The 26,385-nt window shown below is 57.4% G+C and carries 26 protein-coding genes and 1 tRNA gene; 8 read left to right on the top strand and 19 right to left on the bottom strand.

All coding sequences use genetic code 11. The annotated features are described in order from the left end of the window. Positions 1-326: 326 nt before the first annotated feature. On the top strand, positions 327-911 hold the full coding sequence (locus ACL2XO_RS08500) for a trypsin-like peptidase domain-containing protein (protein ID WP_413723679.1): 585 nt from the start codon (positions 327-329) through the stop codon (positions 909-911). A gap of 243 nt (positions 912-1,154) precedes the next feature. Continuing rightward, positions 1,155-1,904, top strand: a complete 750-nt coding sequence (locus ACL2XO_RS08495) for an SDR family oxidoreductase (protein ID WP_132922857.1) — start codon at positions 1,155-1,157, stop codon at positions 1,902-1,904. 15 nt (positions 1,905-1,919) lie between these two features. Here ACL2XO_RS08495 and ACL2XO_RS08490 read toward each other — a convergent pair whose 3' ends face one another. Beyond that, positions 1,920-2,537, bottom strand: a complete 618-nt coding sequence (locus tag ACL2XO_RS08490; RefSeq protein WP_413723677.1) for a TetR/AcrR family transcriptional regulator — start codon at positions 2,535-2,537, stop codon at positions 1,920-1,922. Between the two features lie 457 nt (positions 2,538-2,994). Between ACL2XO_RS08490 and ACL2XO_RS08485 the strand changes: the two genes are divergently transcribed. The 5 genes from ACL2XO_RS08485 (at position 2,995) to ACL2XO_RS08465 (ending at position 9,847) form a co-directional block, all read left to right on the top strand. Then, positions 2,995-3,462, top strand: a complete 468-nt coding sequence (locus ACL2XO_RS08485) for a glycine zipper 2TM domain-containing protein (RefSeq protein WP_132922859.1) — start codon at positions 2,995-2,997, stop codon at positions 3,460-3,462. Positions 3,463-3,476: 14 nt separating this feature from the next. After that, complete coding sequence (locus ACL2XO_RS08480) at positions 3,477-4,931, top strand: alpha/beta hydrolase (protein WP_413723676.1); 1,455 nt, start codon at positions 3,477-3,479, stop codon at positions 4,929-4,931. 8 nt (positions 4,932-4,939) lie between these two features. Further along, the gene (locus ACL2XO_RS08475; protein ID WP_413723675.1) at positions 4,940-6,094 is read left to right on the top strand and encodes an efflux RND transporter periplasmic adaptor subunit; all 1,155 of its coding nucleotides are present in this window, start codon (positions 4,940-4,942) and stop codon (positions 6,092-6,094) included. A gap of 11 nt (positions 6,095-6,105) precedes the next feature. After that, a complete protein-coding gene (locus tag ACL2XO_RS08470) occupies positions 6,106-9,198 on the top strand; it encodes an efflux RND transporter permease subunit (protein WP_413723674.1) in 3,093 nt (1,030 codons plus the stop codon). A gap of 457 nt (positions 9,199-9,655) precedes the next feature. Further along, a complete protein-coding gene (locus tag ACL2XO_RS08465; protein WP_243701448.1) occupies positions 9,656-9,847 on the top strand; it encodes a GhoT/OrtT family toxin in 192 nt (63 codons plus the stop codon). Positions 9,848-9,973: 126 nt separating this feature from the next. Here ACL2XO_RS08465 and ACL2XO_RS08460 read toward each other — a convergent pair whose 3' ends face one another. The 17 genes from ACL2XO_RS08460 to ACL2XO_RS08380 all read right to left on the bottom strand — a co-directional run bounded on the left by ACL2XO_RS08460 (position 9,974) and on the right by ACL2XO_RS08380 (position 24,436). Next, complete coding sequence (locus ACL2XO_RS08460) at positions 9,974-11,206, bottom strand: beta-ketoacyl-ACP synthase (RefSeq protein ID WP_413723673.1); 1,233 nt, start codon at positions 11,204-11,206, stop codon at positions 9,974-9,976. Further along, complete coding sequence (locus ACL2XO_RS08455) at positions 11,203-11,934, bottom strand: 3-ketoacyl-ACP reductase FabG2 (protein ID WP_413723672.1); 732 nt, start codon at positions 11,932-11,934, stop codon at positions 11,203-11,205. The genes ACL2XO_RS08460 and ACL2XO_RS08455 overlap by 4 nt, the downstream gene beginning before the upstream one ends. After that, a complete protein-coding gene (locus ACL2XO_RS08450) occupies positions 11,934-12,407 on the bottom strand; it encodes a 3-hydroxy-fatty acyl-ACP dehydratase (RefSeq protein WP_413723671.1) in 474 nt (157 codons plus the stop codon). Before ACL2XO_RS08450 ends, ACL2XO_RS08455 begins: the two co-directional genes overlap by 1 nt. After that, positions 12,400-13,557, bottom strand: a complete 1,158-nt coding sequence (locus ACL2XO_RS08445; RefSeq protein ID WP_132922865.1) for a beta-ketoacyl-[acyl-carrier-protein] synthase family protein — start codon at positions 13,555-13,557, stop codon at positions 12,400-12,402. The genes ACL2XO_RS08450 and ACL2XO_RS08445 overlap by 8 nt, the downstream gene beginning before the upstream one ends. Position 13,558: 1 nt before the next feature. Further along, positions 13,559-14,131 (bottom strand): DUF3261 domain-containing protein, encoded by a 573-nt coding sequence (locus ACL2XO_RS08440; RefSeq protein WP_132922866.1) that lies wholly within the window; start codon positions 14,129-14,131, stop codon positions 13,559-13,561. Beyond that, entirely contained in the window at positions 14,128-16,449 is a 2,322-nt protein-coding gene (locus ACL2XO_RS08435) for an MMPL family transporter (protein ID WP_413742545.1), read from the bottom strand. The genes ACL2XO_RS08440 and ACL2XO_RS08435 overlap by 4 nt, the downstream gene beginning before the upstream one ends. After that, entirely contained in the window at positions 16,421-17,017 is a 597-nt protein-coding gene (locus ACL2XO_RS08430) for a LolA family protein (RefSeq protein ID WP_413726897.1), read from the bottom strand. The genes ACL2XO_RS08435 and ACL2XO_RS08430 overlap by 29 nt, the downstream gene beginning before the upstream one ends. Positions 17,018-17,019: 2 nt before the next feature. Next, on the bottom strand, positions 17,020-17,445 hold the full coding sequence (locus tag ACL2XO_RS08425) for an acyl-CoA thioesterase (RefSeq protein WP_132922869.1): 426 nt from the start codon (positions 17,443-17,445) through the stop codon (positions 17,020-17,022). Positions 17,446-17,447: 2 nt separating this feature from the next. Next, on the bottom strand, positions 17,448-19,151 hold the full coding sequence (locus tag ACL2XO_RS08420) for a glycosyltransferase family 2 protein (protein ID WP_413742544.1): 1,704 nt from the start codon (positions 19,149-19,151) through the stop codon (positions 17,448-17,450). Continuing rightward, positions 19,142-19,492: a 3-hydroxyacyl-ACP dehydratase FabZ family protein gene (locus tag ACL2XO_RS08415; protein ID WP_413742543.1), complete on the bottom strand. Its 351-nt coding sequence runs from the start codon at positions 19,490-19,492 to the stop codon at positions 19,142-19,144. The genes ACL2XO_RS08420 and ACL2XO_RS08415 overlap by 10 nt, the downstream gene beginning before the upstream one ends. Continuing rightward, entirely contained in the window at positions 19,479-20,864 is a 1,386-nt protein-coding gene (locus ACL2XO_RS08410; protein WP_413742542.1) for an AMP-binding protein, read from the bottom strand. The genes ACL2XO_RS08415 and ACL2XO_RS08410 overlap by 14 nt, the downstream gene beginning before the upstream one ends. Then, positions 20,861-21,454 (bottom strand): hypothetical protein, encoded by a 594-nt coding sequence (locus ACL2XO_RS08405; protein WP_413723667.1) that lies wholly within the window; start codon positions 21,452-21,454, stop codon positions 20,861-20,863. Before ACL2XO_RS08405 ends, ACL2XO_RS08410 begins: the two co-directional genes overlap by 4 nt. Then, positions 21,455-21,703 carry an acyl carrier protein gene (locus tag ACL2XO_RS08400; RefSeq protein WP_413723666.1) on the bottom strand — a complete coding sequence of 83 codons (249 nt, stop codon included), beginning with the start codon at positions 21,701-21,703 and terminating at the stop codon, positions 21,455-21,457. It lies immediately after the preceding gene. A gap of 20 nt (positions 21,704-21,723) precedes the next feature. Beyond that, entirely contained in the window at positions 21,724-21,990 is a 267-nt protein-coding gene (locus tag ACL2XO_RS08395; protein WP_132922875.1) for a phosphopantetheine-binding protein, read from the bottom strand. Positions 21,991-22,009: 19 nt separating this feature from the next. Further along, positions 22,010-22,810 (bottom strand): lysophospholipid acyltransferase family protein, encoded by an 801-nt coding sequence (locus ACL2XO_RS08390; protein ID WP_413742541.1) that lies wholly within the window; start codon positions 22,808-22,810, stop codon positions 22,010-22,012. Further along, a complete protein-coding gene (locus ACL2XO_RS08385; RefSeq protein WP_413742540.1) occupies positions 22,800-23,528 on the bottom strand; it encodes a beta-ketoacyl synthase chain length factor in 729 nt (242 codons plus the stop codon). Before ACL2XO_RS08385 ends, ACL2XO_RS08390 begins: the two co-directional genes overlap by 11 nt. Before the next feature lie 521 nt (positions 23,529-24,049). Next, the gene (locus ACL2XO_RS08380; protein ID WP_413742539.1) at positions 24,050-24,436 is read right to left on the bottom strand and encodes a hypothetical protein; all 387 of its coding nucleotides are present in this window, start codon (positions 24,434-24,436) and stop codon (positions 24,050-24,052) included. Positions 24,437-25,327: 891 nt separating this feature from the next. On the opposite strand from ACL2XO_RS08380, the gene ACL2XO_RS08375 reads away from it, so the two are divergent. Then, entirely contained in the window at positions 25,328-25,846 is a 519-nt protein-coding gene (locus ACL2XO_RS08375; RefSeq protein WP_413742538.1) for a GNAT family N-acetyltransferase, read from the top strand. 376 nt (positions 25,847-26,222) lie between these two features. Here ACL2XO_RS08375 and ACL2XO_RS08370 read toward each other — a convergent pair. Continuing rightward, a tRNA-Arg gene (locus ACL2XO_RS08370) sits at positions 26,223-26,299 on the bottom strand. Positions 26,300-26,385: the final 86 nt, after the last annotated feature.

Genomic DNA, 26,385 nt, shown 5'->3' with positions numbered 1-26,385 from the left:
AACGACCGGCCTGATGGGTCGACGAGAGGCCCCCGAGGGGCATGGAGACTGGATTGGCCGATAAAAAAATATTTTAGCCGGTACAATGGAAAAAGGATGAAGAATTCAAATTAAATATATTTCAACGAATCAAGATCATCCGAAAAATAATTTGAGTTAAGTAGACCATTTTTCCATTCCTGCTATTTCAATACGTCTGTATATACCCTTTCCCCTGGCTAAAGAAAATGCAAATCCGGCCGTTAACCCTAGTGGCGCGCAGCACTGGCCGGGCTTGATCACCAGGTGATCAATTTTATTAAAGCGGCAATAGCGAAACAGTAAAGATGAAAATTAATATTTTAGTAACTTTATTCCCTCTATTATTATCTGCCTGTACCGCGGTAGGCCACTACAAAGTTGATCAAACGGCGGCAAGCAGAGCGGATTTTCATTTTGTCGGGATCCCGGTGCTGGCCGGCGCCATTGGTTCCAGTTTTCCACTTACCGCCAAATACAGTCTTACCGCGGGTCATGTGGCTAAGGTCATGATGGTCAAGGTAAAGGCCTATAATGCCCTGTGTGACGTGGCGATAATTTATCATGACAATACCGGCCGCAAATTACCCAAGCTTGAAAAAGCGGATAAAGGAGACAAGATCAGCCTTTACGGTTATAACGCCTATACGGCCATGCCCACCTCCTCATCCGGTGTGTTGAAGGAGTTCGGCTGGTGGGATAAGCCGGGCACCAGCTGTCTTTACGGGCTGAGCGATGCCGGCGGCGTGCCCGGCATGAGCGGCGGTCCCGTCTACGCGCAGGATGGCGCCATAGTGGGGGTATTCACCGCCACCCATCCCAAAAGAAATCAAACCATGTTTGTTCCCTATCAGGAAATCGCCGGCTGGGTAGATACAGAAATCAAGAGTTGAGCTTGTTGACAAAGCGCCCGGCCGAGACAGGCTGCCTTATCGAATCCGAGTACGTTTGTCACAAGTGTTGATTTCTTTTTGGCGATCTATGCTTTCATCTCAGGGCGGTTAAGCCGATATCAACCGGTTTTATTTCGTATCAATCGCTACGAAATAGCTTGACGCTACTTTCTCCCGTGGTTATTTTCGTAGCGTTTAGTATGAAAAAGCTATCGAATAGCAATCATTGACCAGGAGGATCGGATGAGTCAGGCGCTTCAAGGTAAAATAGCGTTGATTACCGGCGGCAGTACCGGTATCGGCTTGGGTATCGCACAGGAATTCGTTCATCAGGGCGCATTCGTTTTTATCACCGCCCGCAGGCAACAGCAGTTGGATGAAGCATTGGCGCAGCTCGGAGATCAGGCGGTGGGCATCCGGGCCGATGTAGCGGATTTGACCTCGCTGGACCGGCTTTTTGAACATATCAAATCCCAAAAAGGACATCTGGATATCGTGGTGGCCAACGCCGGCGGCGGTGAATTCGCTGCCCTGGGGGCTATCACCGAGGAGCATTTTGATCGCACCTTCGCCATCAATGTCAAAGGCGTGTTGTTTACCGTGCAAAAATCGCTGCCGTTATTGGCAAAAGGCGCGTCGGTAATTTTGACCGGCTCTACCACCTCTGCTATCGGCGGAAAGGATTTCAGCGTTTACAGCGCCACCAAAGCCGCGGTGCGCAATTTCGCCCGCAGCTGGATTCAGGATCTGGCCGGCCAGGATATCCGCATCAATGTGCTGAGCCCCGGCCCCGTCCAGACCCCCGGCCTGCTGGGCCTGGTGGAGCCGGATCAAGAGGAGGGCCTGCTGCAGACCATGGCCTCCCTGGTCCCCCTCGGACGGGTTGGACAGCCGGCGGAAATCGGCAAAGCGGCGGTATTCCTCGCCTCGGACGCGGCAAGTTTCATTAACGGCGCGGAGCTTTTCGCCGACGGCGGCCAGGCGCAGATCTGAACCCGGCCCGCCGTTTCAGTCCGTCGGCCATGCCCTAAGGGCCGCATCCGCCATAGCCCGGGCTTGTGCCCGGGTCACGCCTTCCAAAGCCTTGATGGACATCCCATACAAAAAGGTCGCGTAAAAACCGGCCAATGCCGCCGCATCGGTGCCCGCCGGCACATCGCCTTCCGCTATGCCCCGCTCGATACGCCGCCATAACGCCAGCTCCGTTTGCCGACGGGCCTCGGTCACCGCCTGCTGCACAGAGGCCGACGCCGCGGAACAGTTGATGGCGGAGAGCGTCAGCATGCAACCGGGGGGCGTCAGGGGGTCGACCATGCTCTCAACCGCCTGGCTGAGAATGCGCGTCACCGCCCCTTTGGCGGTTTTTTCCTCCAGGGCATCTGCCTGGTAGCGCCCCGGCCCGTCGATATAGCGCTTGATGGCTTCCAGGAACAAATGCTCCTTATCGCCAAAGGCGCTGTAAATGCTCGGCGTGGTAACGTCCATAGCCTTGAGCAATTCCGCCAGGGAGGTGGTTTCATAACCGCGCAGCCAGAACAACCGCATGGCGCGATCCAATACGGTATCGCGATCGAACGAGCGCGGCCTGCCACGGGCTCTGGTGAGAGGGGTTTTACTTGTTTTCATAACGATCGATTGTAAATTATCCGGCCCACAGCGGCAAGCAGGCCTTTTGCCTCGGCAGCCGTCCTGCCGCCGTCCGGATTGGAATAACTTAGTCGCTGGTTATGATCGCTCTCTCATATCGACAAAATAAATGCAGTTAATATTGGTTTTAAGGCGTCTTCTTTTAAGAGATGGATAATAAAATTTGAATAACCATACATTAATATATCTGAAAATATAAGAATCAGGATTCAATTGTTCTTCATTCATTACGTAAGAATTATTAATATCTACTCCATTGATGAAAATTAATTACCGATTATTAGCTTCACAGAAATCAATATTTAATTTATTTTCTCTTTATGCTTAGCTAAGAGAGCAAAACATTCAATACAAAGCCGATAGTAGCTTATTAAGAATCCATCCAGGGCATTAATAGTGCTCCCCATGTCATGCACGTTAAATAACAGGTAAAACTATGTCCAGAACATTTGTTGTCATTGCCATTAGCATGGCGTTATTAAGCGGCTGCGCCAATAACCGTACCTCTTCCGGCGATACCTTTACCGCGGCGCAGGCCAGGCAGCTTCACATCGTTACCTATGGCACATTGATCTCGGTCCGTCCCGTCACTATCCAGGGAGGAAGCGGCGAGAATGTCCTGGGGACCGTGGGCGGCGGCGTCATCGGCGGCATGCTCGGCAATCAGATCGGCGGAGGTAGCGGACGCAGGCTGGCAACCGCCGCGGGCGCGGTGGGCGGCGTCGCGGCGGGCTCGGCCATGCAAAGCGCGGCCAATCGCAGTAGCGGCGTGGAACTGGAAGTCCGCCGGGACGATGGATCCACCATTATCGTGGTCCAGGCACTGGGCACCAGTCAGTTCCATGTAGGCCAGCGCGTCGCCGTGGCTACCAACGGCAGTACGACGACAGTTTCACCGCGCTGATCAGGGGAACATATATGGTTGCCAGAGTAATTTATAAATGGACTATCCGTTTTTTTTGGGTACTGGTCATTTTTGCTGTTGCGGTGTTTAGTCTGCGCGTTTATGAAACGCAAAGCGGGCCGCAATTACAGCTTTGGCATACCTTTGTGCCGGATGATATGCAGGCTGAAGCCATTGATAAAGCCAGCTGGAATAGCTATATCGAAGCGGAGGATGAACTATTCCAGAGCGTTCGCAAAAATGTAACCGATAAACTGGCGCCGGATGTCAAAACTTCCCTTAACCGCTATTATTCCGGCAGTCCCATATACCCCGATCGTTTTGCTACCAACTGGAACCGGTCATATATTATGAAGCCCGACGGCGCGCCCAAGGGCGCGGTGGTATTGCTGCACGGTTTGACGGATACCCCCTACAGCCTGCGCCATATCGCCGAAAATTACCGCCAGCGGGGCTTTGTGGCCGTCGGCATCCGTCTGCCGGCCCATGGCACGGTACCGGGCGCCCTGACCAAGGTAAAATGGCAGGATTGGACGGCAGCGACCCGGCTGGCGGTACGTGAAGCAAAAAAGCTGAGCGGCAGGGATCTGCCTTTGCATATCGTCGGTTTTTCCAACGGCGGCGCGCTGGCGATGAAATACACCTTGGATGCCTTGGATGACCCGGCTTTGGCAAAACCCTCCAGGGTCGTTCTGATTTCGCCTATGATCGGCGTGACACGCTTTGCCCGCTTTGCCGGCATAGCCGGCTGGCCGGCTTTTTTCCCGGCATTTGCCAAAGCCGCCTGGCTGGGGATCGTGCCGGAATTCAATCCTTTCAAGTACAATTCATTTCCGGTGAACGCCGGCCGGCAATCATTTGAGCTGACCCAGGTCCTGCAACGGCAAATCGCCCGCGACGCCCGTGACAATAAGCTGGCGGCATTGCCGCCGGTATTGACTTTCCAATCGGTAATGGACTCTACCGTCAGCACCCGCGCGGTTATCACGGCCTTATATGAACAATTACCCGCCAACGGCAGCGAACTGGTATTGTTTGACCTGAATCAGACGGAAAACTTCGGTCCTTTGCTCAGAACTTCGTCCTACACCGCCCTAGGCCGTTTATTGCCGCCGGCGCCGCGCCGCTATACCACAACGGTGGTCACCAATATTTCCCGCAACAGCCTCTCCACCCTGGCGCGAACCACGCTTGCCGGACAGACGAATGAAACCGTGGAGCTCCTGGGCATAGAGTATCCGGCGGATATCTTTTCACTATCCCATGTCGCCTTGCCTTTCCCCCTGTCCGATTCCCTGTACGGCCGCTATCCGGACCCGCGCAATCAGTATGGTATCAGCCTGGGGGCTTTCGCTGCCCGCGGCGAACGTTCGGTATTGGTGGTGGGGCTGGATTCGCTGATGCGCCTTGCGTCCAATCCTTTTTTTCCCTATATGCTCAAACGCATCGATAACAAGATTGAGGAATAGGCAGGATCATGACATTCAAGAACCGTACCGGCCTGTTGCTCTGTTCCTTACTCTTAGCGACATTGGCAAATGTCTCCTCCCCGTTGTGGGCCGCGCCTTTGCCGGCGGTGACCGTTGCGGTGATCGAGCAGCGGACGCCGCTGCGCTCGCTTTATTATCTCGGGCGGATAGAGGCCATCCAGGCGGTGGATATCACCACACGTACGGAAGGCTTTATCGCCAGGCGTGATTTTAGCGAAGGACAGATGGTGAAAGCCGGCGACCCGCTGTTTGAAATCGATTCGGCGTTGCACCAGGCCGCCGTGGCTCAGGCGCAGGCGCAGCTCGACAGCGCCAAGGCCACCGCCCGCCTTGCCCAGCTCAACCTGAGCCGCCAGCAGCGCCTTGGGGAACAGCGATCCGTCAGTCGCGCGGACGTAGACGCATCCCAGGCGCAGCGGGATACTTCCGGCGCGGCGGTGGCCCAGGCAGAGGCCAATCTGCGCATACAGCGGCTCCAGCTGGGCTTTACGCTGATAGCCGCGCCGATCGCCGGACGCATAGGCCACAGTAATTTCAGCGTCGGCAGCCTGATCAATCCGGCGAGCGGTTCGCTGGCGCATTTGGTCCAGCTCGATCCGATCCGGGTCGCCATCGCCATCAATGAACGGGATTACATCGCCGCGGCAAACCGGAAAGACGCCGATGCCGATGATTTCTCCCACAGCGGCTACACCCCTCATCTGCAGCTGGCTAACGGCATGGATTATCCTGAACCGGGGGTCTTCGAATCGGTGGATAACCGCATCGACAGTCAGACCGGCACGGTTACCGTGCGGGCGCGCTTCGCTAATCCACGCCATCTGCTGCTGCCCGGCGGGGTAGTGAACGTGACGCTCACCGCCGGCCGCGCCGATCCGGTGGTGATGGCGCCCATCGCCGCATTACAGCAAAACCGCGAGGGCTTTTTTGTCCTGTTGGTGGACAAGGAAAACCGGGTGGAAGTCCGGCCGGTGGTCATCGGCGATCAGTTCGAACAGGAGTACCAAATCAAACAGGGACTTGCGGCCGGCGATAGGGTGATTGTCGAAGGCCTGCAGCGGGTCCGGCCCGGCATGGTGGTGGATGCGACGACGGCGGCGACGGCAAGCCTGGCGCCGGTTGATCCGGCGGATGGTGACTAGGAGACGTACCGATGCTGCTTTTTTTTATTACGCGTCCCAAATTCGCCATGGTCATCGCGGTGGTCATCACGCTGATTGGCGTGACGGCCCTGAAGGCCATTCCGGTGGAACAGTTTCCGGATATCGCGCCGCCGGTGGTTTCCGTCTCCGCCCTGTATCCCGGCGCCAGCGCCCGGGACGTCGCCGAGGCGGTGGCTTCCCCCATCGAAGCCCAGGTCAACGGCGTCAGTCACATGCTGTATATGGAATCCAACAGCGCCAGCAGCGGCGGGTACCAACTGAACGTGACGTTCGCCAGCGGCACCGATCCGGATATGGCGGCGGTGGAAGTGCAAAACCGGATTTCCCAAATCAGCTCGCAGCTGCCGGCGGAGGTGAATAACAGCGGCGTCTCGGTACGCAAACGTTCTTCCAATATCCTGCTGGGGGTCAACATCTTTTCCCCTAAACAGACGCTGGACACCCTGTTTCTCAGCAACTATTCCAGCCTGCGTTTACGGGATGCCCTGGCCCGTATCGACGGCGTGGGCGACGTGCAAATTTTCGGCGCGCGGGATTACAGCATGCGGGTCTGGCTGGACCCACGCCGGATGGAATCCCTGAACGTCAGCGTACAGGATATTATCCAGTCCTTGCAGCAGCAGAATATCCAGGCCGCGGCCGGCCAAATCGGCTCTCCCCCCAATCCTTCCGCCCAGCAGCAGACCTTGACCATCAGCGGACAGGGCCGTTTGCAGGATGTCCGGCAATTCAGCCAGGTGATTATCCGTACCAATGCCGAGGGGGGGACCGTACGCCTGGGAGACGTGGCCCGAGTGGATCTCGGGGCGCAGAATTACCAGGTGAATTCAACGTTGAATGATACTGATTCTACCTTTTTAGGCGTGTACCCTACGCCGGGTTCCAACGCTCTGGCGGTGGCCGGCGCGGTAAGAACGGAAATGGCCCGTCTGGCCCGCGACTTCCCGGACGACATGGCCTATTCCATTAATTACGACTCCACTGCCGCGGTTACCGCCACCCTTGACGAGATTGTCATCTCGCTGATACTGACCCTGGTGGTGGTCTTGGTCGTGGTCTACCTGTTTTTACAAAGCCTGCGGGCCACCTTTATTGTGGCCCTGACCATCCCGGTTTCCCTGCTGGGCACCTTCGCCGTATTATTCGCATTCGGCTATTCCGCCAATACCCTCAGCCTGTTCGCCATTATCCTGGCGCTGACCGTGGTGGTGGACGATGCCATCGTCGTGGTGGAAAACGTCGAGCGGCTGCTGTCCCAGGATGAAACCCTGACGCCGGCACAGGCCACCGGCAAGGCGCTGGTACAGATAGCCGGCCCGATAATCGCTACTACGCTGGTGCTGATGGCGGTGTTCGTGCCCATAGCCATACTGCCGGGAATTACCGGTTCCCTGTACCGGCAATTCGCCGTTACCCTCTCGTCGGCGGTTATTCTGTCCAGTATTAACGCCCTGACTCTGACTCCCGCGCTGTGCGTCTCGCTGATAAAACGGCGTGAATTGCCCACCAGGGGTTTTTTCGGCGGCTTTAATCGCGGCCTGGACCGGGTACGGGACAAGTATGTCGGCATTACCCTCTCTATCAGTAAACGGGCGGCCACTTCCGTGGTTATTTTGCTGCTGGCGGGTTTCGCCACCGTGTGGGTTTACAGCCGGCTGCCCGCCTCCTTTCTGCCTGAAGAAGATCAGGGTTATTTTTTTGTTAATGTACAATTACCGGACGGGGCGTCGCTGGATCGCACACAGCGGGTTATGGATCGGGTTTACCGGCAGGTGACGGGGAACCCGGCGGTGGCGAATGTCATCAGAATTACCGGCTTCAGCCTGCTCAGCGGCGGGGATGCCACTAATACCGGCTTAATGTTCGTGCTGCTTAAACCCTGGGGACAGCGTCAGCATGTCGATAAGGTACTGGCGGATATCCAGCCGCGCCTGGCCGCCATTCCGGCGGCAATGATCATGGCCTTTAATCCGCCGGCCATCAGCGGCCTGGGCAGCGCTTCCGGTTTTGATCTGCGGATACAGGCGCTGGAAGGACAGTCTCCCCAGGCCTTGGCACAGACGGCCGGCGGAGTCATCCTGGCGGCCAATAGCAATCCATTGCTAAACCGGGTCTTTACCACCTTCAGCGCCGCGGTGCCGGAAATCGGCCTGAGCATTGATCGCGATCGAGCCGCTCTGATGCAAGTGCCCGTCAGCCGCATTTTCGCTACGCTGCAAGCTTCCATGGGCGGGGTGAACGCCGGGGACTTTACCCGCAATAACCGCTTATTTAACGTGCAGCTGCAAAATGATATGAATGACCGGCAGCGGCAGGAGCAGATCGGACAAATCAACGTGCGCAGCGACAGCGGCGTCCTGGTCCGGCTGGCTAATCTGGTGCACCTTACCCCCACCCTTGGAGCGCCCTTTATCAGCAATTTTAATCAGTTTCCTTCGGTGTCGGTGAGCGGTTCCGCTGCCGAAGGCGTTACTTCCGGTCAGGCTATGGGCGCCATGGAGGAGCTGATGCGGCATCAGCTCCCGTCGGGTTACGGTTATGCCTGGAGCGGTATGTCATGGCAGGAGCAGCAAGCCGGCGGCCAAGCTGTAGTGATTTATGCAGCGGCGCTGGTTTTCGCCTATCTGTTTTTGGTGGCGCAATATGAGAGCTGGAGTATCCCGCTGGTGGTGATGCTGTCGGTCATCTTTGCCGTAGCCGGCGCCGTGGCCGGTCTTAAGGCCATGGGTTTCGCCAATGACGTTTATGCGCAGATAGGGCTGGTGCTGCTGATAGGGTTGGCGGCCAAAAACGCCATATTGATTGTCGAGTTTTCGAAAGCCCGGCGCGAAGAGGGGGAAACCATTGCGCAAGCGGCCCGGGACGGCGCTTTTCAGCGTTTTCGCGCCGTTATGATGACCGCTATCTCTTTTATATTCGGCGTTATGCCGCTGGTATTCGCCAGCGGCGCCGGCGCCATGAGCCGCAGAATTATCGGCATAACGGTGTTCGGCGGCATGTTGATGGCCACCGTCGTGGGAATATTAGTCATCCCCGCGCTTTATCTGCACATCCAGCGGCTCAGGGAATGGGTAAAAAAATAGCGCCCGCGCCTTTGGCGGTAATGCAAAGGCGCGGCGTTAACAAGTGATAAGCTATTTTGTATGACAAATACCCCCAACAACACCCTATTGTCAGCTACTCCCCAGCACAACCTACAGACGTTCTAGGGTAGAGCAAGAGCGGTATAAAAGGCAGATGAGATCCGGTCCTCAAAGAGAGTGATGCGATCAAAAAAACCGCTATTCTTTACGCGAGCTTACAAATATGAACAGTCAGTCACAACAAGCACACGTGAAATGGCCCATGCTCATCGCAGTTGAGAACGGTAGGAGGTGACTATGTATCTGGATAATCAGGATTTCAATGTCATATCCGCTTTGGCAATCGCCCTTGGCATTATCGGCATATTTTGTATCTTGATAGATTGATGATAAGGCCAAGCCCATAGTTCGGAAGATACCGGACATATAAAATAGCGGGATTGTAGGGCCTATTAAAATGGATATTGAAATGGTCACGGGGTGGGAATATATCAAATTGATCTATTCCCTCGGGGCTGCCGCCGCTGGTTTTTTAACATTCAGGGTCAGTTGCGACCCTTCGATAAAAATTCGTCTACTCTGCTCGGTATTGATAGCCCTCACCTGGCCGCTGAGTTTCCCCATTGTCCTGGCGCTCCTGCTGTTTTAACGCTCCTTTTTTACCTATAGCCTACAATAAATAGAGCTGGATATAAATCCAGCGTAGATCTACTCTGCTTACCCGTCTTGGACGGCGGGTTTTTTGCCGGAAAATGCGTGGGTCTTTTTTATTCCTTTATTCCAGCCAGCGTCGGAAAATCAATGAAGTGTTAATGCCGCCGAACGCAAAATTATTAGACTGGATAAAAGGCGTCTCAAGCAGGCGCGGCTCCCCCATGATGTAATCCAAATCGCCGCAGTCTTTCGCCGGACAGGTCAGATTCAGCGTCGGCGCAAACCATCCTTCACGCATCATCTCTATGCTCATCCAGGCTTCCAGCGCGCCGCAGGCGCCCAGCGTATGGCCGAAAAAACTTTTCAGGGAAGAGATGGGGGCGTGATTGCCGAATACCGCCGCCGTAGCCGTGCTTTCCGCCACATCGCCGCGATCGGTGGCGGTGCCGTGGGCGCTGATATAACCGATATCCGCCGCCCGCAGACCCGCGATACGCAGCGCCCCTTCGATACAGACCTGCATCGTTTCATGCTGCGGCTGGGTAATATGCGCCGCATCGCAGTTGGTGTAAAACCCCACCAGCTCGGCATATATGGTGGCGCCGCGCGCCCGTGCGTGTTCCAGCTCCTCCAGAATCAGCGTGCCCGCTCCTTCTCCTATCACCAGGCCGTCCCGGCGGGCATCGAAAGGCGCAGGGGTGCTTTTAGGCATGTCGTTACGCTGGCTGGTGGCAAACAGCGTGTCGAATACCGCCGCTTCAGACGGGCAAAGCTCCTCCGCCCCGCCCGCCACCATCACGGTTTGATAGCCGTGCCGGATGGCTTCCCATGCGTAGCCGATGGCCTGGCTGCCGGAAGTACACGCGCTGGAGGTGGGAATCAAGCGGCCGCGCAGGCCGAAGAACAGGCTGGTATTTACCGCGGCGGTATGGGACATCATCTGCACATAGGTAGTGCCGGTAATATTATTGGTGTGTTTCTCCGTCAGCATGGTGGCGAACTCGCTAACCGGCCCGGTGCTGCCCGTTGACGAACCATAGGCGATGCCGGTTTCGCCATTGGTAAGCACCGGTGAGTCCAGCAGGCCCGCCTGCGCCAGGGCCAATTCGGTGGCCCGGGTGGCCAGCAGCGAAACACGGCCCATGGAGCGGATACGCTTGCGGGTGTAGTGCTCCGGCAGGCGAAAATTGTCGATTGGCGCGCCAAGCAGGGTATGCAGCCCGTCGTAAATTTCCCATTCCGGCATCTTGCGCACAGCATTCAGACCTGAGCGCAGACCCTCGGACACGCTCTGCCAGGACTCGCCGAAGGCGGTCACTCCGCCCATTCCCGTTACCACGACGCGCCGAATCACAGCATACCTCCGTTGATGGATATCACCTGCCGGGTAACATAGCCGGCTATATCGGACATTAAATAGCTCGCCAATCCCGCGACTTCATCCGGATGCCCCATCCGCTTCATCGGAATCATGTGCATCGCTTCCTCAAGGGCCGCTGCCTCCATCTGGATCATACCGGTATCTATTAGGCCCGGAGCAATGCAATTGACGGTGATTTTACGCTTGGCCAGCTCCACCGCCAACGCCCTGGTGGCGCCGATGATGCCTGCCTTGGCCGCGCTGTAGTTCACCTGGCCGCGATTGCCCATCAGTCCGGATACCGATGACAAGGTGATGATGCGCCCGCCGCTGCGTAAACCAATCATCGGCATGACGCAAGGCTGGATCACATTATAGAAACTGTCGAGATTGGTATGGATGACCTGGTCCCAGTCTTCGTCGCCCAGGGCCGGGAAAGCGCCGTCGCGGGTGATGCCGGCATTGCTGACAACGCCGTAATAAGCGCCGTGGCGTTCAATGTCCGCCTCGATAGCCGCCCGGCACGCCAGGCGGTCGGCCACATCAAAACCCAGAATGCGCCCCGCGCCGCCGGCCGCTTCTATACGGGCCAGCGTATCCTCGGCCCCCGGCCGGTCGCGGTGGTAGTGCGCCACCACCAGAAATCCGTCGGCCGCGAGACGCAGCGCAATCGCCTGCCCAATGCCCTTACTGGCCCCGGTCACTAACACTGAACATGACATCAGCTTTTGCCCTGTTGTAGAAGTTGTTGTAATTCATGGTCGTCGGGCTGATAAATATTCAGCCTGCCGCCGGCATACCGTTCGCCGTCAACGGATATGGCTCCCTCGAAGCTGCCGATTTTTTCATCGCGCATCAATAATTGAACCTGTACGTCCAGCATGGCGCCGGCGGGAAAACCAGCGGTTTTGCACTGATATCCCCGCCCGCCCAGCAGCATGCCCGGCCGTGGCGCGGCGTTAAACAGACGGCGGCCATGCCAGCCGGACCAGACGCCGATGGTCTGGGCAAGGATCTCTATGCCGAACCAGGCGGGCAGTTGCCCACCGGCGTTCAGGAACGGTCCCAGCACCGTATCGCGGCCGACGCGTACGCGGCAATGGGCGCGATCCTCGTCAATCAACAGCACTTCGTCCAGCAGCACCATGGGCGCACGGTGCGGTAGATAATGCTCGACGGATAAATACTCAGCCATCGGTCCTTCCCAGAATCAGGCAGGCATTATTGCCGCCAAAGGCAAATGAATTGGACAACATCACGGGATGCGCGGGCCGCGCCGGCGCGGTAAGCAAGCCGAACGGCGGCAGGGTATCATCGATGTCGCTTTGTGAAAAATCCTGCGGCGGCAGGGCTGATTCCCGCGTCAGCAGCAGGCAGCAGATTGCCGCCTCGCTGATTCCCGCCGCGCCCAGGGTATGGCCGGTGAGATGTTTGGTGGAACTGCCGGGCACCGCGTCGCCGAAAATGTTATGGATGACCCCGGCCTCTATCCGATCGTTCATTCGCGTCGCCGTACCGTGCAGGTTGATGTAGCCCACATCGCCGGGCCGCAGCCGCGCCTGCTTCAGCGCCATGGCGATCGCTTGAGACGCCCCGACGCCTTCCGGATGGGGAGCAGACATATGATAGGCATCGGATGATTCGCCGACCCCCAGCAGCGCGACGCAGCCGGAATGGCGGCCAATGAGCATCAACGCGGCGCCCTCGCCAATGGTGATGCCGTCGCGCTGGCGGCTGAACGGGCTGCAGCGCCCGGCGGAAAGGGACTCCAGGCTGTCAAAACCGTTCAGCGGCATGCGGCTCAAGGTATCGGCGCCGCCGACGATGGCCGCATCCGCCAGCCCGCACTCAATCACGCGCTGCCCGCTTATCAGCGCGCGCGCGCTGGAGGTGCAGGCGGTGGAAATGGTATAGGCCGGCCCGCTCAACTGCAAAAAACCGGACAGGAAGCGGGAGGGATCTCCCAGCTCTTGCTGGGCATAACGGTAGCTGGACAAATGATTGGCGACATACTTATCCGCCTCATCCAGACCGGAGGTACTGCTTCCCAGGATGACCGCCACGCGATGGGCGCCGAAGCGGGCGATAGCCTCATCCACCTCCGGCCGGATCTGGGCCAGGGCGGCCAGCAGCAGCTGATTGTTGCGGCTGCGGTGTTCGGCGAAAGCCGGAGGAATGTCCGGGAGGTCCCCCGCCACCCTGCCGGTCCAGCAGGGTTTATCATGCAATAGCCAGCCACGGTCCGGCCTCATGCCTGGGGCAATCCCAGCGGCCAGATTGGCGGCGATGTCGTCCAGATTGTTACCCAGGGCGTTCAGCATGCCCACAGCGGATATAGTGATCATACTAACTATCCAGGTGTTGGATGACGATATGGTAACCAAAAGCGAACTGCTGCACGCTGATGGGCTCGCGCTGATTATGACGGGTCATATAACGAATTTCAGTGACCAGCCTGCCGCCGTCGTCGCGGAGCTGGCGCGTGTCGCCGCTATCCCGCAGCGTCCAGCCGGCCGGCAATTGCCGCCGCCACGTCTCCACCGGCCAATGGCTGAGCATGATATCCAGCAGCACCTGGCTGGCGGGGGGCATCTCCGGCAGCACGATAGACTGCTGGGTATGTATGCCCTGCCCGTCATAGGTCACCAGGAACAGGCGGATCCCGAGGGAAGAGAGCCCCGCCAGGGACAGTTGCCGCTCATCGGCGTTCAGCAGCACCAGCAGCGATTGCTGTTTGCCTTTGAAGGTGCCGGTCAGCAGCTGTTGCTCGCTGACGGCGGGGCTGATGCCCGGCGCCGGCAGGGTGACGCGCACGCCGGGTTTAAGCCACGCCTGCGGCCGGCCCTGATCGGGATGGCTTGCACAGCCGGCCAGCACCAGCGCGCACAGCAGAACTATCCGGCGTCTGAACGATGTCATTTCCTTTTTCCTTTTGAATCGGGCACAACCAGCGGCGCCAATAGAAATGCGGTAAAAATACCGCTGCACAGCACAATGCCGAAGCTGCTTATCGCCTGGGTGCTGCTGAAAACCAACATGCCCAACGTTAACAGCGTAGTACACATTGCCATGGTCACCGCCAGCAAAGAGGTCATCGCCGTGCCGCGGGGATTGCTGAAAAACAGGGTATAGTTGATGCCGATACCCAGCACCAGCAGCAGCGCCAGCAGGGAAAACAGATTCAGCGGGTGCCCGCTCAATGCCAGCGCCGCCAATCCGCTCCCCAGGGACAGCAGGGAGGGCACGATGCTGATTAACCCCCGGCGCGGGCCGAGGCGCGCGATATAACTCAGGGCAATCACCGCCACGGCTGCCGCCAGCAGCCAGCCAAGCATCACCCGGTAAAAGCCGAACAGCTCATCAAACGCGCTTTTACGATCGATCCAGGCGACTCCCGGCAGGCTCTCCGCCAGGCTGGACAGCGCTTTGCCCTGAACGGCGCCGCTCACCGGCACCAGCACGCCGCTTTCACCGGAGGGCAGCGACAGCCATAACAGGCGCCAGCCTTCGCTCAGGGGGCTGCCGAGCCAAACCGCCGGCGTCACCGGCATCGGCCGGACATCCGCGTCGGCGACATCCGCCCCGGCCTGCCGCAATCCTTGGATAACCGCAGGGGCCGCGGCGGCGATCAGCTGGGCATCGCGCTGCTGCTGCGCCAGGGATGACAACGGCAGCGAATGCCAGCTTTTCAGCCAGCCTTCCCGCCGGGCCTGCGCCAAGCGGGGAACAAGGCCCTCCAGCCGTTGCAAGGTTTGTTCAGGGCTGTCGCCATACACCACAAACCAGGTTTGTTCGGCGCTTTGTCCGGTCAGCGCGGTAATCTGGCGCTCCTGCTGCAACAGTCCGGCGGGCATGGTCTGCAACTGGGAAATATCGTCGTTAATCTTAAGGCGCGCCCCCCCCGCCAGCGAGAAGACGGCAACCGCCAGCGGCAGGCCGAAACGCACCCAGGGATTGCGGCGCCAGGCCGCCAGCCAGCGTGCCATCAATACCATTGCAGGCAAAGGCCGAACCGGCAATCCCCGCACCAGATAGGGATACCAGCACACCACGGTCAGGCACGAGGCGGTCAACCCCGCCGCCGCGAATACCGCCAGCTGCTGCAGGCCCGGAAAAGGCGCCAGCGCCATGATCAGGTAAGCGGCCGCCGCGGTGGCCAGTGCCGGCAATAGGGCCGGCAGGACTTTTCTCAGGCTTTCCAGCGGCGGCGCCGAACCGCCGTGCACCATGCGTTCGGTCAGATAATACAAGGTGTAGTCCGCTGAGATCCCGACGATGCTCAGGCTCATGACCAGCGTCATCAGATGCAATTCGCCGAACAGCCACAGCGTCACCACCGTGCCGGCGAGGGCGCCGATGCCGATCGACAGCCCGCAAAGCCACAGCGGCCGGGGGGATCGGAACAGGGCGAACACCAGCAACAATACGCCGCCGAGGGTGGCCGGACCGAGCCTGGACACGTCATGCCGCGCCTGCTGGCTGGCATAATCGCTAAACAGCACGGTGCCGCGCGTTAATACCTGCGCCCCGGGGAACCGCGTTTTGAGCTCGGTTTTTAATTGGTCCAGATCGGCCACCAGTTGCCTGCCCTGGGCCATATCAAACGAATCGCCGCCAAGTTCGCCATGGAGGAAATACCATACCCGGCCCTGGGCGTCCCTGACCGTCAGCCAGCCTTGGGACAAACCCAATCCGCCGGCATTACCCTGCATCGCCAGCTGCGCCCCGCGCACCAGCAGCAGGGGATCGCCGTGCAGTTCCCGGCCGCTGACGCCGGCAAAAGCGGAATAAAGCTGCGCCAGAACCCAATCAGCCTGGGCCGGGCCGCCCTGCGCCAGGCGCGCGCGCGTGGCGCCGTCCACCAGGCCGTTGCGGTGTTCAAAGGCGAATTTTCCCCATGACTGCTGCTGCGCCTCGTCGACGGGACCCTCCAGGTTTTGCAGCAGCGGCAAAGCCCGCAGCCGGTGCAGCCACCAGGCGGCGACGGCGGAATCGTCACTGGCCCCCGGGCTGACCAGCCAGACCATTTGCCGGTCCAGCCGCCGCATGAAACCTTGCTGCAAAGCCGGCGGAATATCCCCCATGGACTGCTTGGGCAACAGGGCCAGCACGCTGCTGTTGATCTGCGCCCGCGGTAGCAGCAGTGCGGCGGCGATCAGCAGGGCGATACAGATGACTCCCCAGGCGACGGCCCCACGGCGGTGCCAGTCAGAATACGAAGCGCTGCTGTTCGTCATCGGTTAACGTCCGTGGTGTTAAGCGCTGATTGCTCAGGGTAATAGTGGTCAGGTCTCCCTGACGATCGTTGAGCTCGATACCTTCCAGGTAGTCGCGTCCGCTAAGGGTGATGGTATGGAAAAGCTTATCCAGCGGTGAGGTTTTCGGCGTCAGCACCAGACGCCACCCCTGTTTGCCCAAATCGGTGAAATCGGTGGTGAAATTCTGCTCCAGCACCTGGCGGTCCGCCTGGAACAGGGCGCGCAGCAGATGATTGAACTGAAACATCTGCGGATTGCTTTCGGCGGTGACAATCTGGGGCGGCTGATTGTTCATCACCTGCACCATACGCTTATCATCCAGCAGCAGGGTCAGGGCAAAGGGGCGCGCCTGGTGCCACCACAGCCCTTTATCCCGGGCGATCAGCAATTGACCGCTGGATACCAGTGGTTTTGCCATGCCCGCTATAGCTCGGGATTGGGTGAAATCGGCGCGCACCACCGGTTGAAGACTGAATCGCTGCTGCAACTGGTCCAGAGTCACGCCCTGCACGGCGCAGCTGAACAGCGCCAGGATGGTGATAATCATCTTCAGCACGGCGCGACCCCCAGCCGATCGAACAGGATCCGCGGCGAGACAAAGCTCAGCTCCCGGCTGCCTTCGGCCACCGCCACCTGGATGGTGTAGCCGGTGGTGGTCCGCTGCCCGCTGCGGGCGTCAAAAATCTGGTAGGCGATACGCAGCCGGTTCTCATACTCTTCAATGGCGGCGCGCACCCGGATATGCTGCTCATAGGTAATGGCGGCGCGATATTTGACTCTCAGGTCCACCACCGGCCAGCAGTAGCCGGACGCCTGCATCTCGCGGTAGCCGTAGTTGAATTTTTCCAGCAGCGCTTCACGGGCCACTTCAAAAAAACGCATATAGTTGCCGTGCCAGACCACGCCCATCGGATCGCAATCGTGGAAGGAGACAACCAGCTCCACTTCATGACTTAAACGAGGATCGCTTACCACCGTCACTCCTTTTGTTCCGTTGTGCGTTGCTCATCCGGCAGATGCCAGAAATCGAAAAAGTTAAACCAGTCCAGCGGCGCTTTCAGGGCAAAATGCCCCAGGCGAAGGGCATAACGATCCGCCGCTTCCTGCAGCGCCGCCTGCCGGCCGGCGCGGGGCAGCGCAATGGGGTCGGCGAAACGCTCGCAATAGACCCGCAGTTTGCCCTGTTCACGAATGGCGAACATCAGCAGCACCGGGCAGCGCAACGCCGCCGCCAGCACAAAGGGACCCTGGGGAAACGGCGCCATCCGGCCCAGAAAACTGCTCCAGATAACCCGGCGTCCCCCGCCCCGCTGCGGATTTACCGCGGTGCGATCCCCAACGATCGCCACCCATTCGCCGGCGTCCAGTTTTTGTTTCAACAGCATGGCTGTTTCCGGACCGATATTGTTCACCGGCAGCAGATTCACCCCGGCCTGGGGTGCAATTTCCTCCAGCAGCTGTTTAAAACGCCGGGCATGGTCGGTAAACACCAGCGCATTGATCACCACCCCGCTCACCTGCTGGGCCATGGCCCGACACACCTCGAGATCCCCCAGATGCGAGGCCAGGATAAGCTGCCCCCGCTGCATCGAGGCCTCGATGGCATCGCGGGCGCCGGGAGCAAAATCAATATCCCGTCCCCACCGCAGGTCCCCGCGCCAGCTGGCGATTTTATCCAGCATGGCATCGCCAAAACGCAAAAAATGCCGATAGCTGCTTAACGGCGACGGCAATACCGTTCCCTGCGAACGCGCATAGCGGCCGACCTGCCGCAGCCATTCCCGTGATGCGCGGCGCTGTACGCCGCCGGTCAGCCAATAAAAAGCGATTACCGGCCTGAGCGCTGCGTTAAATACGCCCCGTCCCAGCAGCCGGTAAACCCCGAGCATAAACCGCATGCCCAGCAATCCTTTGCGCTCATGCATGCCCGACCAGTGACGCCTCCGCCGCAGCAGAGAGGGAATGCGGGGCAGCATGCCGAAAAACAGCCGGGTATGCATCCAGGAAATCCGCAGGTTGTCCCACAAGGCGTCGAAATGGGATACCCCATTGGCCGGATAGCTGACCCGGGTAGTGATAAAACGGCTTGGCGTACCCTGCCAATACAGCCGTACCATGATCTCCGTATCGAAATCCATATGCTGCCCGACGGCGTGTTTTGCGCTAAGCGCCAGCGTCGGCACGATGGGATATACCCTGAAGCCGCACATGCTGTCCTTGATGGAGAGCGACAGGGTTTCTATCCACACCCAGACATGGGTGACATATCTGCCGTAAAGGCGCGATTTCGGCACCGAGGCATCGTAAAGCGGACGTCCGGAGATCAGGCATTCGGGGTGAAGGCGCGCTTGGGCCAGCAGGCGCGGGATGTCTTCGATACGGTGCTGTCCGTCGGCATCTATCTGCAAGGCATGGCTGTAACCGGCCTCGGCCGCCGTTTTTAATCCGCGGACCACCGCAGCGCCTTTTCCGCTGTTATGGTCCAGGCGCACCAAAGTGATTTCCCGGCTCCCCTGGGCCAGTTGCCCGAGGATCTGCCGGGTCGGCTCACTGCTGCCGTCATCCACAATGATAACCTGCAGGTTGAACGGCGCCAGACGCGCCAGCACATCCGGCATGGTGGCGCCATGATTGTAGCAGGGGATTATCACGCAGAAGGAAAAGCCGCTGTTTACCGACATAAACTGATTTTCCCGCTGCTGGCCATCTGTTCCGTTTCCTCCAGCACAATCGCATAGCTGAAGGCGAGCAGATGTTTTTCCTCCTGCCAGGCCATCTTGAGCCGCAGAATGCTGCCGGGCAGGATCGGGCGCTGGAATTTGATGCTTTCGACGGCGGAAAATAGCCAGCCCGGCGCCAATAGCTCATCGCCGTACAGCAAGACCCAGTCCAGCTGCGCCATACCGGGCAGCAGAGGATAGTCGGGAAAATGCCCCTGAAACCAGAACAGGTCCCCGTCCACCCGCAGGCAAAGTTCAGCCTGCCGGCCATCGATATGCCTGGAAAGTTCAACGGGCCGCATGAAACAGCTCCTGTATTTGCGCCCAGGCGCGTTTGCTTTGACTGTTGTGGGGAATGACATCGATGATGCGCCAGAAACGCGGCATGGCTACCGGCTCCAGCCACTGATGCAGCTCATGGCGCCACCGCCGCTTTAGCTGCGGCAAATCGGCGGCCTGGGCCGGGGGGCGCAACACCAACACCACGCCGACACCGCTGCGCCCCGGACGGACAACCTGCAAGGCAACCGCGTCCGCGACTTCCGGCAGCGCCAACAAGCGCCGCTCAACTTCACTGAGGGAGATGCGTTTATCCTCGATTTTGACGATGCGGTCATGACGGCCGCACAGCTGAAAACCGCCGGCGGGATCAAAAGACAGCTTGTCATCCAGCTTAAGTCCTTGCTCCGTTGGGATTAATGGCGAGCGCGCCCGCCAGCACTCCCCATCCTCGCAGGTCAGGCTGACGCCGGGGAAAGGCCGCCACGGCGTATGCTCTTCCTGACGGCTGCGCCACGCCAGCACGCCGGTTTCAGTACTGCCGTAAATTTCATCCACTGTCTGACTGAACCACCGCCGCGCCGCATCGGCATTCACCCAAGGTAAAGGCCCGCCGGCGGAAACGATCAGCCGGCATCCCGGCGACTGCAGGGACATATCCAGGCGACGCAGAAACGCCGGGCTGCTGATAAAGGCATATCGCCGGTCGGGAGTATGGCAGGCCAGCTGTTCGCTATAAAGCACCTGGCGGCTGTCGAAACTCAGCGCCAGGGCCATAGGCAGACAGACGCGGAAGGTGAGCCCGTATAAATGCTGATGGCTGACCGAGGCAACGAAGTGGCAACCCGACAGACGCGTCCCCCAGAGCTGCGCCAGCCAGCGCGACTCCTCATCGAGGCATTGCACCGGTTTATTCACCTGGCGGGGCTTGCCGGTGGAACCTGAGGTGAACAGCACGAGATAAGCCGTCGGATCGATGCCGGGCAGTCCGTTGGTTAAACCGGCGTCGCAAGGGCCGTCATAGCGTAACCCGGTATCGACGCCGTATCTTTCCACCCCCAGCACCGGACATGACAGAGTCAAATCGGCATCGGTGATGACACCATCAAAATCGTCCGATTGCTCCTGGAGCAGGGATTGACGAATGTGACCCGGGATAACGGGAATTTTGCCGGCATGCAGCGACGCCAGCAAAGCAACGGTAAACAGATAGCTGTCTTCGAAACACAGCGCCCAGCGCCGCTGGGACAGCGCCAGAAGCCGCCGGCAGAGAGCCTGCACCTGCCCGCGCATCCGGGCCAGGGTGAACTGCTCCTTGCCGTTATCCGCCACGATACGCCGGTCATTTTCACCGGCGAGCCACTCAGCCAAGGCCAGAGGTCGCTGCGTATTCATAAAGCAGCCCGCAAACGCCTGCGTACCCACCACTCGCCGGCCATCAGCGACCCCATCAACAGGTAGCTCAACATACCGTTCCATACCGTCCACCAATACAAACTCCCAGCCAGGCAGGTCGCCAGCGCAATGCCGCCGTTGATAATGAAAAACAGACACCAGATTTGCGTAACGCGGCGCACATAGACTACGGCCCTTTGGGGAAGATCCGGCTCCCGTAAACGCGCCAGGCGCTCCACCAGGGGCATGGCCGTTAACAGCGAGCCGCCGAACAATACCAGCATAACGGCATTGACCGCCACCGGATACCACAGCAGCAGATGCAGGTCGCGCAACGCCAGGCTGGCGGAGCAAAGCATCACTCCGGCCAGGGCCAAAACCATCGCCGTTTGTCCCATAACGCCTTTTTGACCCCACAGCGTCAGCATCCGCAGCACAAAAATCAGCGCCAAAAGCGGCAGCAGCCAGCGGATATGCGGATGGGTAAAGCTGACCCATACCAGCAGAGGCCATGCCGGCAACATTAACCAGCCCAGGCCGCGCAGTATTGTTTGTACCGTTTTGCCGGCAGAAGCAGTGGCCTGCGCCATTCAGTCAGCGCTCACCAACCGTTCTACCGCATCAACCACATCCTGCACGGTGCGCACGGATTTGAAGGTTTCCGGCGCAATTTTATGGCCGATTCGCTTTTGCAGGTGGACCACCATATCCACGGCATCAATACTGTCCAGTTCGAGATCTTCATAGAGACGCGATTCCGGCTTGATTTGCGCTGCATCAAGCTCAAATAGCGTGACCAGCAGTCCGGTTATTTCCTGATAAACTTGTTTTTTGTCCATAATCGACTCGTTATGTATTATCAGGCACTCTTGAGGCGCTGAGCATTGATGAAAACGGCCAGTGTCGCTACGGAGAAAAAGTGCTGGCGCATCTCTTCGCTTTCCGCCGACAGCATCACGCCGTAACGGTTTTTGACCGCAAGTCCCAGTTCCAGGGCATCGATGGAGTCTAACCCGAGACCATCCCCAAATAATGGCGCATCGGTTTCAATTTCATCCACACTCATCTCTTCTAAATTAAGCGTGTCGATAATCATTTGTTTTATCTCAAGGGATAATTCTTCCATACCTGTTTCCACATAAAAATTATAAAAGCTCCGGCGTTAACGCCTGCTGTAAAAAACGATTCAGATGCCGTACCGCTATGGGTTGCGTATCTTCTTCCTTTGTCATGAATGAACTGATACTGATGCGCTCACGAACGCTGACGGTAAAAAACGGTTTAGTCGGGGTGGTTTGGTACCACCGGCTCTCTTTGTTGAGGACCTGCTCGCTGCAATGGATATGCACAACCCGCAGATCGCAGCCGCATCGCACGGCGATATTGGCCGCGCCGCGCTTTAACACCGGCGCCGAACCATGGCGGGTTCGGGTGCCCTCGGGAAAAATCATGATGGTATCCCCGTTAAGCAGCCGCTGCCGGCAGGTCGCCACCAGCGTTTTTCCCTGGCTGTTAACCAAATAGTCCGCCGCGCGAATCACGCCGCGAAAGAAAAAGTGGTGGAGCAGATCGGCTTTAACCAGGCAGTCCACATCCGGCATGACGGAGGCCAGCAGCACATAATCGATAAGGGTAGGATGGTTTGCCACCACCAGACAACTGTGGTCATTTTGCAATGCCGCTATGCCGTCGATGCGGTAATCCAGCACGCCCAATAGACGGGCAGTCCCGAGAAAAAGCCTGAAACTGGCGGAAATGCACCGACGCGCCAGCCTGCGGCGCTTCGACGCATCCCGCTGTATGATCAGCAACAGATTGAACCACACCAGGGACATCAACAATGCCCCCAGGCTAAACAGCGCTATGCAGCACCCGCCCATAAGCAGGCGCCAAAGGCGACTGAAAATGGTGGTCGCGACCCACGGCCGCAGAACCTTAGCCGCCATACCGGGTCCAGCGCCAAGCCAGACGCTCGCCGTAAATGACAAATCGCGGCTGTTCCGCCAGGGCGGCATGCAAAAACTGCAGGCTCTGGGCCATAGAGGGTTCTTCCCCCGCACTTGCCATATCGGACTCACAACTCATCGTCTTTCCCTTAGTTAATAATAAAGCGACCGCATAGGGATAACGGGGCATCTGGACCGGGATCGCATCTTGGTAAAATTCCGGTATTACACCATCAAAATCCACCAGCAAAATCCGTTCGTAACCGGCAGACTGCAAGGCAGCCGCCTCCACCAGACCTTGCTGAAAAGTATCCATGCCCGCAGCCAGAGAGGTGGTAACCAGCGGCATGGCGGCCGCGATAGTCAGGCTGCCCGCAGCAGCATTATGCACCGACATGGCGAAATCCGTTGGAGAGGTTTCTTCTTCTTGCGCCAAAGCTCGCAGAATTCTCAGGTTTCGCTCCAGTTCGCCGTGCCTGCTGGTAAATACTATGGCATCAACCTTCTGCCGACGCAGCAACGTCAGCCCGCAATCCACCGCCGCCCTGCTGCCGCTGTTCAGGCGTCGCGCCGTCATCATCGGCAGCTGATTGCATTTAGCCAGAGGCCTTTTCGGGTCGATAAACGCCGGAAGGCCGGCCCAGCGCAGCCATTCATCAGCCTCGCCAAGCCCGGGCGCACTGGCTTGCCAGTCAAGAAGTGAAAAGGTTAATTTCATAGGATTGTTCTTCTTCAAACGACAATTAACGGCTATCAGAGCAATAATTGCGTTTTATTGCCTTGCCCGCGGCGGACCCTTCGTTTTATGAGGGGCAAGCATCTTATCAGTCAGATGCGTTCGGCACCTTTGACTTCTCCCGCTCCGGCGCTTTCAGGCAGCATAGCCACAGCGCACCCTTGCTTACGATCGGATTCGTCTGCATCGGTGCTATTCATGTAAGGCCGGGCAAGCGCTTTATCACGGGAGGAAAAAGATTCCCCGACATCCCGATCGTAATCATAGCAGCGCCTGGCCTATTTACCGGTCGTATCGCCAACGTTGTAAGGGTTTGGAATACTTGTCCCCACCCGCTGGAATAATTGATACAGGACAGAAAGGGTAATGGGCAAGATACTGATTACCATTAGTAACAATTCATTGGCGGAACGGTCAGCGCCGCCATAACCACCCGGCTGTCCGGCGATAGACGCCCCCGGCACGCCGCGATGGGCCGAATGGGCGGCATCCGGCCCGCTGTCCTATTTATTGACCTGCTGGGAAGAGAGCTTTAACTGGATATCGTGGTCAAGGTTTTGGATCCAGCGATTGTAGTTGCGATGGATTTGCCCATTACCCGCCTTCAGATTCTGGCTGTTGACATAAGTGATGGCATAATCGGTAAGGGAATAGGTGATACGAACATCCGCCGTATGTTCACGCTGGCTGCGATGCCCGTTAATCACGCCGGGGGCAATGGGGGTCATCGCCCATTTACGTTCGGTGCCGGCCCGCAGGATAGCGTTTTTTATCTCATCAGCACTGAGATGGGCGGTGATGGACTCGGAAACATTCAATACCGGCACGGTACGCGCACAGCCGGTTAACGCAAAAACACAAACAACAGCATACAGCGAACTTTTTTCCATAATATTTACTTACACTTTTCAATCCCTGAGAGCTGGATAATATGTTATGTCCGCCGGGCGGGTCAATAATCTTTTTATATTACAACGTAGTGTAACACGATGGTGCATCGTCCACTCTGTGGGATCAAACCCAGGCTCAAATGGCGAGTCCATGCCCTGGTCCGGCCTCCTATCCCGTAGGGCCTATCACGGTTTGGCTCAATGATGGGGCCTCCCGCTTTCAAGACGTTTTCGCTTCCCACATCTCGATTTCCCATCCGCCCAACGCTGAGAGACGGGGTGCCGTTTATTCAATCCCATGGGTAACAGCGGTGTTTTACAGCGCAGCATTAACCACATTTTTCTTAGGGCCAATGCAGACGAATATTTCAGTACAATGGGAATCAGTGCGTAAAAAAATAGAATCGCTTCAGAAACTAAACATAAGATTTACTTAAGTATTCTAATATTATATAGTCACCTCCTACGGAATTCCCATTGATTACTTGAGTCTTTCGCCCGTTAACAAGCGGGCTTTTCTCTCTCATCGCATCTTACATCTTCTCAGAAAGACTTACTCAGCCATGACATAACCATACATTAGAACAGACATACTTATTACATCAACAACCCTCATCTCCTTGCCTTTTGTTGTGTGTATACTTGTTGCCCGCGTATGCGGGCTTTTTTTTTGGCGTGCCTATTTTTAATGACCTCCACGCCGCTATTTGTTGCAACTCCGAACGATTTCACTACAAAAACCTGATCTTTATTTTGGTATCGTGCCATTGGCTTCACCCATGAAGCCAATTTCATTGTTTAAGACAGCCTTTTTGCCCGCTTAAAACGTAGCGGGCATTTTTTTTATTTGCTATTCTGGGACATCGGATCGTTTTTGAGTGACAACCTTAAATGAACTCCACCGTTAAATCGGAACGACTGATTGCCCGCGCTCCAGACCAAGACGATTTATCAGCACTTTTTTCCATCTTTGGCGATGCGAGAACCCACCGTTTTAATCCCGCCGGTCCCCTACCCGATGAACGAGCGGCCAGGCTGCGCCTCGAAAACTGGCTTAGCCACTGGCAACAGCATTTATTCGGTACATGGGCGATTGCTTTAAAAGATAATCCTGACCGTATTATCGGTTTTGGCGGCCTGAGCCTTCGCGATTTGGGTGAAAATCGCCATATTAACCTGGGTTATCGCTTTGCCTATGACAGCTGGGGAAAGGGGCTGGCAACGGAATTTTGCCATTTGGCGATAGATTTTGGCTTCGATACGCTTAAACTCAAAGAAGTGTCGGCCATCGTGCGAGAAAATCACGCCGCATCACGCCGTGTGCTTGAAAAAGTCGGCATGCGGCCGTTAGCATTGGTAAAAGAAAATCCTCACGTACCTGCAAGTATCATCTACAGCATCGAAAAATGACATTCCGCTTTCTAACCCCTTGATACTCTCTTTTATTCAGCAGTACATCGTATGCGTAGAACCCTAAAACAACTATATTCCTTAATAGCCTTACCTCTGAAACCTGTATATAAACAACTTTTCTGGTTTGAAAACGAAATAAAATTACTCACATCATTCTTTTAAAGACTGACAACCGGTCGAAGATTTTCGATTTCTCAGTTGAGATAATTATTTCATTACAGCGATGAGTTAAAACGCATATGCCAGCTTGGCACTTAACCATTCAACATATATATCCTATAAACCGGATGCAATATAAGGCGGTAACAACGCGCCAACGGCGCAAGGCGATAAAGAAGCGAGACTAAAGTCAGCATAGTCCGTTGATTGGAAATGGTACGCCCTACTGGATTCGAACCAGTGACCTACGGCTTAGAAGGCCGTTGCTCTATCCAACTGAGCTAAGGGCGCCCGACTGCGAAGATGCGGGATAATGCGGTTTGGATTATACGTAGCGGGCAGGTCGAGTCAATGGCTTTTCTGCCGACTGCTCGCAT

The sequence above is a fragment of the Sodalis sp. RH15 genome (assembly GCF_047324255.1).
GTDB classification, from domain to species: domain Bacteria; phylum Pseudomonadota; class Gammaproteobacteria; order Enterobacterales; family Enterobacteriaceae; genus Acerihabitans; species Acerihabitans ligni.
The sequence above is the reverse complement of the archived record's forward strand: the minus strand, read 5'-3'. Positions and strand labels throughout refer to the sequence as shown.

Coding starts and splice junctions, on each gene's coding strand:
- ACL2XO_RS08400 (WP_413723666.1), bottom strand. CDS start 21,703: ATGGACAAAAAACAAGTTTATCAGGAAATAACCGGACTGCTGGTCACG.
- ACL2XO_RS08375 (WP_413742538.1), top strand. CDS start 25,328: ATGAACTCCACCGTTAAATCGGAACGACTGATTGCCCGCGCTCCAGAC.
- ACL2XO_RS08420 (WP_413742544.1), bottom strand. CDS start 19,151: ATGTCGGTAAACAGCGGCTTTTCCTTCTGCGTGATAATCCCCTGCTAC.
- ACL2XO_RS08495 (WP_132922857.1), top strand. CDS start 1,155: ATGAGTCAGGCGCTTCAAGGTAAAATAGCGTTGATTACCGGCGGCAGT.
- ACL2XO_RS08445 (WP_132922865.1), bottom strand. CDS start 13,557: ATGATCACTATATCCGCTGTGGGCATGCTGAACGCCCTGGGTAACAAT.
- ACL2XO_RS08480 (WP_413723676.1), top strand. CDS start 3,477: ATGGTTGCCAGAGTAATTTATAAATGGACTATCCGTTTTTTTTGGGTA.
- ACL2XO_RS08450 (WP_413723671.1), bottom strand. CDS start 12,407: ATGGCTGAGTATTTATCCGTCGAGCATTATCTACCGCACCGTGCGCCC.
- ACL2XO_RS08465 (WP_243701448.1), top strand. CDS start 9,656: ATGGATATTGAAATGGTCACGGGGTGGGAATATATCAAATTGATCTAT.
- ACL2XO_RS08435 (WP_413742545.1), bottom strand. CDS start 16,449: ATGACGAACAGCAGCGCTTCGTATTCTGACTGGCACCGCCGTGGGGCC.
- ACL2XO_RS08455 (WP_413723672.1), bottom strand. CDS start 11,934: ATGTCATGTTCAGTGTTAGTGACCGGGGCCAGTAAGGGCATTGGGCAG.
- ACL2XO_RS08380 (WP_413742539.1), bottom strand. CDS start 24,436: ATGGAAAAAAGTTCGCTGTATGCTGTTGTTTGTGTTTTTGCGTTAACC.
- ACL2XO_RS08410 (WP_413742542.1), bottom strand. CDS start 20,864: ATGAATACGCAGCGACCTCTGGCCTTGGCTGAGTGGCTCGCCGGTGAA.
- ACL2XO_RS08490 (WP_413723677.1), bottom strand. CDS start 2,537: ATGAAAACAAGTAAAACCCCTCTCACCAGAGCCCGTGGCAGGCCGCGC.
- ACL2XO_RS08395 (WP_132922875.1), bottom strand. CDS start 21,990: ATGGAAGAATTATCCCTTGAGATAAAACAAATGATTATCGACACGCTT.
- ACL2XO_RS08405 (WP_413723667.1), bottom strand. CDS start 21,454: ATGGCGCAGGCCACTGCTTCTGCCGGCAAAACGGTACAAACAATACTG.
- ACL2XO_RS08470 (WP_413723674.1), top strand. CDS start 6,106: ATGCTGCTTTTTTTTATTACGCGTCCCAAATTCGCCATGGTCATCGCG.
- ACL2XO_RS08440 (WP_132922866.1), bottom strand. CDS start 14,131: ATGACATCGTTCAGACGCCGGATAGTTCTGCTGTGCGCGCTGGTGCTG.
- ACL2XO_RS08500 (WP_413723679.1), top strand. CDS start 327: ATGAAAATTAATATTTTAGTAACTTTATTCCCTCTATTATTATCTGCC.
- ACL2XO_RS08385 (WP_413742540.1), bottom strand. CDS start 23,528: ATGAAATTAACCTTTTCACTTCTTGACTGGCAAGCCAGTGCGCCCGGG.
- ACL2XO_RS08390 (WP_413742541.1), bottom strand. CDS start 22,810: ATGGCGGCTAAGGTTCTGCGGCCGTGGGTCGCGACCACCATTTTCAGT.
- ACL2XO_RS08430 (WP_413726897.1), bottom strand. CDS start 17,017: ATGATTATCACCATCCTGGCGCTGTTCAGCTGCGCCGTGCAGGGCGTG.
- ACL2XO_RS08415 (WP_413742543.1), bottom strand. CDS start 19,492: ATGCGGCCCGTTGAACTTTCCAGGCATATCGATGGCCGGCAGGCTGAA.
- ACL2XO_RS08475 (WP_413723675.1), top strand. CDS start 4,940: ATGACATTCAAGAACCGTACCGGCCTGTTGCTCTGTTCCTTACTCTTA.
- ACL2XO_RS08485 (WP_132922859.1), top strand. CDS start 2,995: ATGTCCAGAACATTTGTTGTCATTGCCATTAGCATGGCGTTATTAAGC.